Annotated in this window: 9 protein-coding genes; 3 read left to right on the forward strand and 6 right to left on the reverse strand. The window is 64.1% G+C overall.

Annotated elements, in window-relative coordinates; translation table 11 throughout:
* Positions 1 to 78 precede the first annotated feature (78 nt).
* The 5 genes from PQR02_RS14625 to PQR02_RS14645 all read right to left on the reverse strand — a co-directional run bounded on the left by PQR02_RS14625 (position 79) and on the right by PQR02_RS14645 (position 6,864).
* Positions 79 to 1,173: a hypothetical protein gene (locus PQR02_RS14625; protein ID WP_408231661.1), complete on the reverse strand. Its 1,095-nt coding sequence runs from the start codon at positions 1,171 to 1,173 to the stop codon at positions 79 to 81.
* Positions 1,174 to 1,415: 242 nt separating this feature from the next.
* Positions 1,416 to 2,507: a cell division protein ZapE gene (zapE, locus tag PQR02_RS14630; protein ID WP_408231664.1), complete on the reverse strand. Its 1,092-nt coding sequence runs from the start codon at positions 2,505 to 2,507 to the stop codon at positions 1,416 to 1,418.
* 137 nt (positions 2,508 to 2,644) lie between these two features.
* On the reverse strand, positions 2,645 to 4,975 hold the full coding sequence (locus tag PQR02_RS14635; RefSeq protein WP_408231667.1) for a hybrid sensor histidine kinase/response regulator: 2,331 nt from the start codon (positions 4,973 to 4,975) through the stop codon (positions 2,645 to 2,647).
* Positions 4,976 to 4,979: 4 nt separating this feature from the next.
* The gene (locus tag PQR02_RS14640) at positions 4,980 to 5,783 is read right to left on the reverse strand and encodes an alpha/beta fold hydrolase (RefSeq protein ID WP_408231670.1); all 804 of its coding nucleotides are present in this window, start codon (positions 5,781 to 5,783) and stop codon (positions 4,980 to 4,982) included.
* Between the two features lie 178 nt (positions 5,784 to 5,961).
* Positions 5,962 to 6,864, reverse strand: a complete 903-nt coding sequence (locus PQR02_RS14645; RefSeq protein WP_408231673.1) for a YihY/virulence factor BrkB family protein — start codon at positions 6,862 to 6,864, stop codon at positions 5,962 to 5,964.
* A gap of 289 nt (positions 6,865 to 7,153) precedes the next feature.
* On the opposite strand from PQR02_RS14645, the gene PQR02_RS14650 reads away from it, so the two are divergent.
* The 3 genes from PQR02_RS14650 to PQR02_RS14660 all read left to right on the forward strand — a co-directional run bounded on the left by PQR02_RS14650 (position 7,154) and on the right by PQR02_RS14660 (position 10,867).
* A complete protein-coding gene (locus PQR02_RS14650) occupies positions 7,154 to 8,272 on the forward strand; it encodes a ligase-associated DNA damage response exonuclease (RefSeq protein WP_408231675.1) in 1,119 nt (372 codons plus the stop codon).
* Positions 8,269 to 9,951, forward strand: coding sequence for an ATP-dependent DNA ligase (locus PQR02_RS14655; RefSeq protein ID WP_408231678.1), 1,683 nt, complete (start codon positions 8,269 to 8,271; stop codon positions 9,949 to 9,951). The genes PQR02_RS14650 and PQR02_RS14655 overlap by 4 nt, the downstream gene beginning before the upstream one ends.
* Positions 9,952 to 10,426: 475 nt before the next feature.
* Entirely contained in the window at positions 10,427 to 10,867 is a 441-nt protein-coding gene (locus PQR02_RS14660; RefSeq protein ID WP_408231681.1) for a response regulator, read from the forward strand.
* 415 nt (positions 10,868 to 11,282) lie between these two features.
* On the opposite strand, the gene PQR02_RS14665 is transcribed toward PQR02_RS14660, so the two are convergent.
* Positions 11,283 to 11,690 carry a PRC-barrel domain-containing protein gene (locus tag PQR02_RS14665; RefSeq protein ID WP_408231895.1) on the reverse strand — a complete coding sequence of 136 codons (408 nt, stop codon included), beginning with the start codon at positions 11,688 to 11,690 and terminating at the stop codon, positions 11,283 to 11,285.
* Between the last annotated feature and the right edge of the window lie 20 nt (positions 11,691 to 11,710).

Below are 11,710 nucleotides of genomic sequence, written 5' to 3' on the forward strand. Positions count from 1 at the left end.
GCGGCATTCAGGCCGCCGGTTGCCGGATGGTCCGTTTGCCCGAGCGCATGATTGCCAGATCGCCGCCGGCGCTCGGCCTCAGTTCGCCGGAATCGTTACCACCGGCGCTTTGCTGCTCGTGTCCGCCTCGGCCAACGCCATCACGTTCTGCACGACCGTGAACGCGTACTTCGAGTCGAAGTCGTTGCGCTCGACCCAGTACATCGACGGACCATAAGCAATCGATACATACGCATTCTCGGGCGCCCTCTGGCCCGAATGAATGATGATGGTCGGCCGCGTCTCGCCGCCGATCAGTCCCACGGTGGGCGTGGTCGACCCGTCGCTGATCCGCTCGACCGGCACTTGCACCTGCGCGCCGAGGTCGGTCAATATGCCGAGCACCGAGCGCGTCACCATCGGAATCCTGTCGCCCTTGCGCGATGCCGACGAAGGCCCATACACCAGCTCGTAGGTCCGCGTATTCGACGACAGACGCAGCAGCTTGCGCACACGCGCCACGTCAGCCGCCGTTTGCGGCGACTCGCCGCTGGTGGTCGCGCCCATCACCAGAAACACGCCCATCGGGCTACTCTTGCCGTCCTTGCCTTGCGCCTCGCGCGATTCGACGTTCAGCTCGCCGGCCAGTTGCAGACGCCGCAATGCGCGCAGCAATTCGAAGAAACCGGGCGCGCCCGCGCTGTTCTCGCCGCCGAGCGCATTGCCGTTCTGCAAGCCGCCCACCGACTGCGCGGTGATGCGCAACAGCAGATCGATCGGAATGCCGCCTTCGGCAAGCGGCATCACCAGCGACGGCGCGAGCGGACGGATATACGCGGACGCGAAGGCCTCGCCGGTGGTCGGCGTGAAGGTGAAGGTCGGGTGGTTCGAATAGGACACGCTGCCGGTCGCGAGCGCGTAGTTCGGCAGGCTGCCCGAGCCGGCGTTGAGGGTGGCGCCGCCGGTCGTATCGAAGGTGTATGCGGCGATGATGCTGCTGACAGTCAGAAACGCCGGCGCGTCGCCGTAGCGCAGGCCGATCACGGCGGCGAGTATTGCGCGTTTCTTCGCATCGCCGAGGGCGCGCGCGTAGTCGACCTGGTCGGCCTTGAGGCGGGACGGTCCGACGTGCACGCAGGCGGAAGTGAGGCACGCGGCGCACAGCGCGGCGGCGACGGAAGCTGTTCGGATCATGGCAACGGGAGACGCGGAGTGCAATCCGCTGAAGAATGGGTCCGCAACGGCGGTAGCAGGTCGCATTCCCGCGCAGCTCGCATGCCATCCGATTGGTCCGTTTCAGCCAATCAGCGGGCGGTTTGCGCTTTCAGCCGAGGAGTGAGTCGCCGCGCAGGATTTGCCGCTGCCGTGCAAGATTTGCACGAGCGCGCGGCGTTACATGTGCTGCGCGCTGGTGCGTGAAGCGTGACGAGCGGCAATCACGATCCGGCCGCGCGCTTTTCAGCGGCGTGGCCGCGCTCTTCGAGCGTGCTGCGATACGCGCGCGACTGCATCTCAGCAAGCCGGCTCAACGTTCTCGACAGGTCGTGCGCGCCTTCGAGGCCGATCAAGGCCGTGTCGAGCGGTTGATCGGACGCGATGAACAGCGCGCGCTTGCGGTCGTAGAAGATGTCGATCAGCCACACGAGGCGTTGCAGCGTATGCGCATGCGCGAGCCGCGCGGTGTGCAGATTGTCGAGAATCAGGCCGTGCCATTGCTCGGCGAGATCGAGGTAGTCGAGGTGCGAGCGGCTCGCCACGCACAAGCTTTCGAAGTCTGCCCACAGCAGGGCCGCGCCCGCCGCGCGCGCCGCGAGCGGGCGGCCTGCCGCGCTCAGCGTGCGCGGCTCGACGGTCCTGCTGCCTTCATGACGCGTGAAGATGTGCCGCAGCGCGTCGCGGCTCGACGTGTCGAGCGGTGCAAAGAAACGCTGCACCTCGGCGCGTTCGCCGCCGAAACGGTAGTCGCGTGCACCGTCGAAATGAATCACGGTGAAGCGGCGTTTGATCTGCTCGATGGTCGGCAGGAAGCGTTCATGAAACTCGGGGTCGGGCATCAGCGCGTCCGGCGCATAGTTCGACGTGAGCACGATGCGTGTGCCGAGGCCAATCGCGGTATCGAGGAAGCGGCCGATCAGGAACGCGTCGGCGATATCGTGCACGTGGAATTCATCGAAGCAAAGCAGCTCGACACCGTCGAGCCATTCACGCGATACCGCGCCGAGCCGATCATCGCCACGCGGCGCGCTGACGAGGCGCCGGTTCATCTCACGCAGGAATTCGTGGAAGTGCAGACGCCGTTTGCGGCAGTTCGCCAGCTCGAATGCCGTATCGACGACGAGGCTCTTGCCGCGCCCTGGCAGTCCGTAGCAATAGACGCCTTGTTGCGCGAATGCGGCGCCCGGCTTCGCGCGTCGCGATCCGTTTGCAGCGGGGAGCGCGACGAGCGCCGCGATCGCGTCGCGCTGGCGCGCGTCGGGCAAGATGCCGCGCACGGCTAGCTTGCGGATGATGCGGGCTTCGTCAAGCATGGCTGAGCGTGCCGGTGCGCGGCGCGAAGCACGGGGCAGGGATTGCGGCGGAGCGTGAGATGGTTGCGGCGGCGAGGTCGTTGAACATGACGTGACGGCTGGCGAATGTCGCGCCATTTTAGCAGCCACGTTCTCCTTCAAACCCGCTGCTCGCTCAACACCCGTTGCAATTCGCGAAGATCGACCGGCTTGGTGAAGTGATGGTCGAAGCCGGCGGCGACGGCCGTCTGCTTGTCCTGCTGCTGACCCCAGCCGGTGACGGCGATCAGCAGAATGCCGGTATCGTGGTGGTCGCGCCGGATGCGCCGCGCCACTTCATAGCCGTTCAATTGCGGCAAGCCGATGTCGAGAATCACCGCCTGCGGCGCGAATTCGCCGATCAGCGCGAGGCCGGCGGGACCGTCGCCGGCGGTGCGCACTTCGTGGCCCTCGAGTTCGAGCACCATCGCGAGGCTGTCGGCGGCGTCGGCGTTGTCATCGACGATCACGATGCGCATGCCGGCCGCGTGCGGCATTGCCGGCATTGCGCTGTCGGCGGCTCCGCCTGCTGTCGCCGACAGCGGCAGGCGAATGATGAATTCACTGCCCGTGCCCGGCCCGCCGCTGAATGCCGCAACCGAGCCGCCGTGCAATTCCGCGAGCCCGCGCACCAGCGCGAGGCCGATGCCAAGGCCGCCTTGCGAGCGATCCAGCGCGGGGGCGAGTTGCGAGAACATCTGGAACACGCTGTCCAGATGCTCGCGCGGAATGCCGATGCCGGAATCGCGCACGACGATCACGGCCTCGTTGCCGTCACGCTCTGCCGCGAGCATGATGCTGCCGCCGGCCGGCGTGTACTTGACGGCGTTGTTCAACAGATTCAGGATCATCTGCGACAGGCGCGTCGGATCGGCGTCGAGATAAAGCGGCTCGCGCGGCAGCGTCACGCTCAGATGATGCGACGACGCCTGCACGCTCGGCCGCGCGGCTTCCATTGCCGATTGCATCGCGCGCGCGAGTTCGAGCCGTTGCTTGCGCAATTCGAGCTTGCCCTGGGTGATGCGCGACACTTCCAGCAGGTCGTCGACCAGATGCGTCATGTGCTGCAGTTGGCGGTCGAACACGTCGCGCGACCAGTTCAGTTGCGGGTCCGCGAATTCCTTCAGACGCAGAATCTCGAGCACGTTGCGCATCGGCGCGAGCGGATTGCGCAGTTCGTGCGCGAGCGTGGCGAGAAATTCGTCCTTGCGCCGGTCGGCTTTCGAGAGTTCGAGATTGAGCCGCGTGAGTTGCTGCTCGGCGCGCCGTCGTTCGGTAATGTCGCGGCTCACGCACACCGCGCCGTAGATGTCGCCGCGTGCGTTCGCGAGCGGCTTGACGATGGTATCGCACATGCCGCGCGTGCCGTCGCGCCGCACGAAGGTCAGCTCGCCGCGCCACGTGCCGTCGGCCGCGAGCGCGGCGAGCGCTTCGCGGCGAATGCGCAGCGCGTCTTCCGGCGGATGGAAGATCGACACCGGCTTGCCGAGAATTTCGCGCGTGCGATAGCCGAGCATGCGTTCGCCGCCGACATTGAAGTCGGTGATGTTGCCGCGCAGATCGGTGATCACGATCGCGTCGCTCAAGTGCTCGAAGATCGCCGCCTGGCGCAGCAGCACGGTCTGCGCTTCCTTGCGCTCGGTGATGTCGAGGCCGAGGCCGTAGATGGTCAGCGGCTCGCCGTTGCTGTCGTAGGTGGCGCGGCCGCGGCCTTCCATCCAGCACCAGTCGCCGCTCGCATGCATGAAGCGGAATTCGGCGACATAGTCGTCGCCGCTCGCCACCGCGCGATCGACCGCTTCTTTCAGGCCGACCAGATCGCCCGGATGAATCAGTTCGAAAAAGCCGCCGGCGGTGTGCGCGAAACGACCTTCCGCGTAACCGGCGAGCGCTTCCAGTTCGCGGCTCCACCAGAACTTGCCGGAAGCCGGATCGTGCGACCACGCGCCCATGCGCGCGCCGCGCATGGCGAGGCTCAGCACGTCGCGGCTTTCCTGCAAGGCTTTTTGCGCCAGCTTGTGCGCCGCCACCGACGCCTCGGCATTGCGCCGCGCGAGCAGCAGTTCCTGTTCGTACTTGTGGCGGTCCGCAACGATCAGCACCGCCACTTCGAAGTAGCTCGCGCCGGCGTGACGGCTGCACACCGCGTTGAGCAGCATCGGAACCATGCGGCCGTCGCGGTGGATCATGTTCAGCTTCACCTCGGCCACCGAGCCCTGCATTTGCAGCAACGGCGCCCAATGCGTCTGGTAGAACACCTTGCCGCCCGCGCTCAACAAATCCTGGATGAGCTTGCCGCCGATCAATTCCGCCGCGTCGTAGCCGAGCCAGCCGCAGAAAGTCGCGTTCACGCGCTGGATGCGCCCGTTGGTGTCGGTGACGAGCAGGCCGCACGCGGCGTGCTCGTACAACGCGTCGGCTGACGGCAGCGGGTGGTCGTTGGGGGACATCGCGTTACAGGCTCAATTGTCCGAGAAAGGCGTCGATGGCCGCCGAACTGGCGCTGGGCGAACTCAGGTGCGGACAATGGCCGACGTTCTCGATCACATGCAGCGTGCTGAGCGGCATGGTTCGCCGCATGTATTCGCCGACCGCGCACGGCGCGATGATGTCTTCGCTGCTTTGCAGAATCAGTGTGGGCGTGGTGTTGCGCGGGAGTATTGCGCGATGATCGGAAAGGAACGTGACGCGCGCGAACTGCCCGGCGATCTCGGGGTCGGTGCGGCAAAAACTGTTGGTCAGTTCGATGGCGAGTTCCGGCTGCGTCGGCGCGCCCATGATGACCGGCGCCATCGTACTCGACCAGCCGAGATAATTGCTTTCCAGCGTGCGCAGCAGATCTTCGATGTCCTCGCGCGTGAAGCCGCCGATGTAGTCGCCGTCGTTCACATAGCAGGGTGAGGGGCCGACCATCACCTGAGCGGCAAACAGATGCGGCGCCTTCAGACTCGCGATCAGCCCGATCATGCCGCTGACCGAATGGCCGACGAACACCACCGGTTCGCCAGCCACCGCGCGGACGATTTCGATGAGGTCGTCGGCGTAGCCTCCCAGCGAGTCGTATTTGACGGGGTCGTAAGCGGACAGGTCCGACGAGCCGCTGCCGACGTGATCGAACAGCACGGTGCGGAACTCGGGATTAAACGACGGCGCGAGGTAGCGCCACATGGTCTGGTCGCAGCCGAAGCCATGCGCGAGCACCATGGTCCGTTTGCCGCTGCCGGAGATCCGTATGCTGTTGCGCTGGGTAATGCTCATTGTCAGTCCTGATGTCTGTGAAAGCGCGGCGGGGAATGCGGCCGGCCGGCATCGGGGGAATCTTACCGCAGTCTCGTCGCCAGAAGGGGCGGGCTGCGCCCGTCAAGCGGTGCGCGTTGCGCGTTGTTGGTGGCGTGGCTGCTCGCGTGGGTGGTTGCTTCGTTCGTTGCACGTGAGATCAATCGGTTTTGATTTCCGGCTGGGGCGCGTGAAGAGGCTCCCGGCCGAATCGTTCGTATTGCGAAATCACCTGCGCGCCGAATAACAGCAGCGTAGCCAGCCATTCGAGACTGAGCAGGATCACGATCGCCATGGTCAGCGATCCATACACCACGCTGACCTGCGATAGTGTCGCGAAGTACCAGACCAGCACATGGCGCGTGATCTCCCACAACACGGCGGCCACCACGCCGCCGAACAACGCATGTTTGACCGACGGGCGCCCGACGGGCATGACCAGATAGATCGATGTCAACACGAAAATCTCACCCGCGAGGCCCAGCAGATACAACAGCACACGCGTAGGCCCTTCGAGCGAGACATGCAGTCCGAACAGTTCGACGCCCCCGGCTCCAATCGATTCCAGCCCGCTCGACACGCACGTGACGATCAGCAGGCCGACGCCGAGAAAAAGAATGTAGCAATAGGGCAGCAGCGCCGAAAGCAGGAAGTGCCGACGCCGGATCACCACGCGGTGCACGAAGATCAGCGACATCGCGTTTTCGAGCACCGTGAACGCGAGCGAGCTGAAGAAGATCATGGTCAGCAGCAGCACCCAGCCGATCACCGCGCGATGTGCGAGAAAATTGGCGAGCTCCTGCACCAGCGCATTCGACTGGCCGGGCACCAGCCAGCGCAGCAGATGGGCGAGCGCGGCGAGCAGCACCTGTTGCGGCAGAAACCGCGACAGCGCGATCACGATCAGGATCAGCAGCGGCACGATCGACAGCAAAGCGTAATACGCGACCGCGCCCGCGAGCAGCAAACCCTGGTTCGCGCGGAATGCCTTCAGCGTTTGCAGGATGAACGGGCCGGGATGTTTCGCGATATACAACGCGTGCTGGTCGAAGAGGCTTTGCATGGGGTCTCGCGATGCGAATCGGGGACTGCCGGCTGGCAGCTCGTCTCGACACGCCTGCTTGCTTTATATACCGTAAGCAAGAACGCAGCCAGACTTGACCTCGCGCATGCGAACGCGCAGGCGCGCGCGGAATCTGTCAGGAATGCTGTTTGCTTGGTGCCGTTTGCGCCGATACATCCCGACATGAGTCACGATGTATCGATACCCATGAGGCACGCGCGTTCTCGCATCTCAAGCTGGAATCAGCACGTCCTCTCAACACACTGAGCCCGACTTCAGGAACTGCCTGATGGATCAGCCGGAACATCAATCGAACATCGGGTCGGACAAATCGGGAAAACCGCACAAACCGGACGAATCCGACACGCGGGATCTCGTCGTCGCGCGGCCGGAAGGACTGTATTGCCCGGCGGGCGACTTCTATATCGACCCGTGGCGTCCGGTCGAGCGCGCGGTGATCACGCATGCGCACTCCGATCATGCGCGCTTCGGACACCGCCACTACCTCGCTGCGCGTGCTGGCGCGAACGTGCTGCTGTCGCGCTTGCCCGGCATCACGCTGCAAACGCTCGCTTATGGCGAGCGGCTCGCGATCGGTGCCACATTCGTATCGCTGCATCCTGCCGGACATGTGCTGGGTTCGTCGCAAGTGCGCATCGAGCACGCGGGGCGCGTGTGGGTGGCGTCGGGCGACTACAAGCTCGACCCCGACCCGACCTGCGATGCGTTCGAACCGCTGCGTTGCGATGCCTTCATTACCGAATCGACCTTCGGCTTGCCGATCTATCGCTGGGACGCGCCGCAAGTGGTGTTCGACGGCATCGACTCATGGTGGCGTCACAATGCCGCCGAAGGGCGCGCATCCGTATTGTTCTGTTATTCGTTCGGCAAGGCGCAGCGTGTGCTGGCGAGCGTCGATGCGGGGATCGGTCCGATCTTCTGCCATGGCGCTGTCGAGCCGCTCAATCGCGCGTATCGCGAGGCCGGGGTGCGCTTGCCGCCGGTCGGCCTCGTCGGTGAAATCCCGGTTAAAGACAAGGCGGCGTTCAGGCAGGCGTTGATCGTCGCGCCGCCGTCCGCGCAGGGCAGCGCATGGCTCAGGCGCTTCGGCGACTATAGCGATGCGTTCGCGTCGGGCTGGATGCGCCTGCGGGGCGCGCGCCGCAGACGCGGCGTCGATCGCGGCTTCGTGCTGTCGGATCATGCGGACTGGCCCGGCCTGCAAAGCGCGATACACGCAACCGGCGCCGCGCGCGTGATCGTCACGCATGGATCGGTCGAGCCGATGGTGCGTTGGCTGCGCGAGCAGGGCCTCGAAGCCGGCGCATTCGAAACCCAGTATGGCGACGACACCGTCGAAGCCGATGCCGCGGGCAGCGTCGAACCGGCAGCGGCGAGCCACCCATGAAACGCTTCGCCGCCCTCTATACCGCGCTCGATGCGACCACGTCCACCCACGACAAACTCGAAGCGCTCACCAGCTATTTCTCCGCCGCCGAGCCTGAAGACGCCGCGTGGGCCTCGTATTTCCTTGCCGGCGGCAAGCCGCGTCAATCGGTGCCGACGCGTCTGTTGAGCGAGATCGCCCGTGAGCGCGCCGGCTTGCCGCCGTGGCTGTTCGAGGAGTCGTATCACGCGGTCGGCGATCTCGCGGAGACCATCGCGCATATCTTGCCGCCCGCGCAGCGCACCTCGGAGCTGGGGCTCACGCAATGGATCGAGCAGCGCGTACTGACTTTGCGCGGCGTGCCGCCTGAGGAATTGCGCACGCGCTTACTCAGCTATTGGGACGAACTCGATTGGGGCGGCCGCTTTTTGCTGACCAAACTGATTGGCGGCGGCTTTCGCGTCGGTGTCGCGCGTCAGCTGGTGGTCAGGGCGTTGGCCGAAGTGGCGGGCGTCGATCATAAACGGATCGCGCAACGCATGGTCGGCTGGACCGATTCGCATCAGAAGCCGGACGCGGCGCGCTATCTGCGTTTGATCGCGCCCGACGTGACGGGCGAGGGCACGCAAACGGGCGAGCCTGCGCAACAGGGCGACAACGATCCCGGCTTACCGTATCCGTTCTTTCTCGCGCATCCGTTGCAGGCCGATCCGGCGACGCTGGGCGATCCTTCGCAATGGCTGATCGAATGGAAGTGGGACGGCATTCGCGCGCAACTCGTCAAACGCGGCGGACGTGTGTGGTTGTGGTCGCGCGGCGAAGATCTGATCACCGACCGCTTTCCCGAAGTGGCTGCTTTAGGCGACGCGCTGCCCGACGGTCATGTGATCGATGGCGAGATTCTCGCGTGGGAGCCGGGCGCCGCCGCGCCTTTGCCGTTCGCGCGACTGCAACCGCGTATTGCTCGTAAAACGCTGACAAAAAAAGTACTCGCCGATTCGCCCGCCGCGCTACTCGCCTACGATCTGCTCGAAGCACACGGCCAGGATCTGCGCATGACGCCGCTCATCGAACGGCGCGCGCGGCTCGACGAGTTGGCTGCGGCGGTCGACGGCACGTTGGCGCGCGATCTGTTGCGCGTGTCGCCGCTGGTTAGCGCGCCCGATTGGCAGGCGCTTGCGGCGCTGCGCGAAGAGAGCCGTGCGCGCGGCGTGGAAGGGCTGATGCTCAAGCAGCGGGAATCGTTGTATGGCGTGGGCCGCACCAAGGCTTCGGGCACGTGGTGGAAATGGAAGATCGACCCCCATGCGGTCGATGCCGTGCTGGTTTACGCGCAACGTGGTCACGGGCGCCGTGCGAGCCTCTATACCGACTTCACGTTCGCCGTGTGGGATGAAGCGAATGGCGTGCGCACGCTTGTGCCATTTGCGAAGGCCTATTCAGGTCTCACCGATGAAGAGATGCGTCAGGTGGATGCGATCGTGCGCAAGACTACAGTTGAAAAGTTCGGCCCTGTGCGCAGCGTGACGCCCACCCAGGTGTTTGAAATCGGCTTTGAAGGAATCCAGCCGAGTCCGCGTCACAAGTCCGGCGTGGCGGTGCGTTTTCCACGCATGCTGCGTTGGCGTACCGATAAACAGATCGACGATGCCGATACGTTAGCCACGCTCAAGGGCTTCATCGACGATCGTGCGGGATAACCCGCTGCGCGCAAACCCCTAAAACGTTGACGTTATTTCAGCAAGCTTCCTCGCTTATTCTGTGAGTGTGTCGACGCTACCGATTGCGCCGTGAACACACGTCAAATTTTCGTCTTCGCTGCGAAGATTCGCGCAGCCGGACGGACCGCTGCAAGCGCTTCATGCGATGCACGTGGCAAGGGCGAAGTGCACGGCAGAAGTGCGTTTTCGCCTCTGCGATGCGCGTGGGCATCGCGCGATTTCACATCGAATCGGCTGGGCAATGGGCAGGCGGCGGCTTGCTTCGCAAACCGTGGGCGCGGCGCGAGCCTTATACGGCGGTGATGCGGCGGCAAGGCGGCGTCATTCAAAGCTATCGCGTGGCGAGCGATGAGCTTGATCGCTGGACTGGGAGCGAATCTTGCGCCCGTGTCCGGAGTGTCCGGCGGCGGCGCACGCAAAAGCCAAGGAGAAGATGGTGACGTTCGACAAAAGAATGGATGAAAACGATGACGTCGTGGTGTGGCGGCCAATTCAGTATGCAATGGCCTCGCATCGTCGCGTGCTGGTGGTGGACGATTATCGGGAGGCGGCGGACGCGTTGCAGATGCTGCTGACCACCGACGGCTTCGAGTGCCGTGCGCTCGACGATCCGTTCGCCGTGTGTGACATGGCCTGCGAATGGCAGCCGTTCGCGGTGGTGCTGGACATCAAGATGCCGGGACTGGATGGGCTCGAGTTGGCGCGTCGGCTGCGCGCTCATCCGTCGACTTCGCAGATGCTGCTGGTCGCGTGTACGGCGTTCGCTTCGAGGGACGACCGCGCGCGCGCGCGGGCGGCGGGCTTCGATGCGCATTGCGCCAAGCCGTTGACGCCGGAGCGTCTCTTGCGCGTGCTCGAGTCGGCGGCGGCGCTGCATGCCGTCGGACCGCCGTGAGGGTGGCAGGTATCTTGCGCGTGTCGGCAATACGTTCGTATTGTCGAATCAGATTCCGCAACCATTGTCATCAAACGGCCACAACGCCGCGCAAAAAAGCGTCATGCCTTGAGGCCTGGTTATTGAAATCCCCAGGCTGAGCAGCGCCCTCCACATTCTTGCTTGCGAAATGCTTGCTTCGGTTGTAGCCTGGTTATGGCCGCTACAACCGCTATATTCCGTGGTGACTATCGGGTGAAATACTCCGCGCGGAAAAGCCGGGTGAAAATGCATCAGTAAAGTTAGTTAGGGTTATTGACTATGTTGGACTGGCTTGTTGTGTGCAGGCTGTTCGCAGCAGATCGTGGGCGCCTTCGGGCGCTCACGCTGTATCAATCAACCCCGCTTTTCAGTTGCCCACGAATACGTCAGTCGTTCAATCTGGCGCGTACTTGAATTCAGGTAGCGCTTCAAGGGACTTCTTCGTGGCTTCCGGCAGCACTACGCGCCGGTTTTCTATCTGTAAGTCATTGAACGGCACGGCGACCAGGTGTTTGCCCATCCCCAGAAAGCCGCCCACCGACAGGATCGCGTAAGTGCGGCGATCGCCGCTCGGCGAGACGATCAGATCGTCGAGCGTGCCGATGTTGTCCTTGTTGCGGTTGTACACGTCGGCGCCGCTGAGCTTCGACGCGCGATAGCCACTCGCGAGCTGAACCACGTCCGTGCGTTTTTCCGTAATCGCCTGAGGCGCGCCTTGGGCGTACGCATTATCGTAGGAAGAGGCGAGCGCGATGAAAAGCATCGCGCTGGCGACAAGCGGCTTGATCTGCATTTTGCGCATGATAAACGTTCTCCCTGTGG

Origin of the sequence: Paraburkholderia sediminicola (assembly GCF_046026895.1) — a bacterium.
Lineage (GTDB): Bacteria > Pseudomonadota > Gammaproteobacteria > Burkholderiales > Burkholderiaceae > Paraburkholderia > Paraburkholderia sediminicola_C.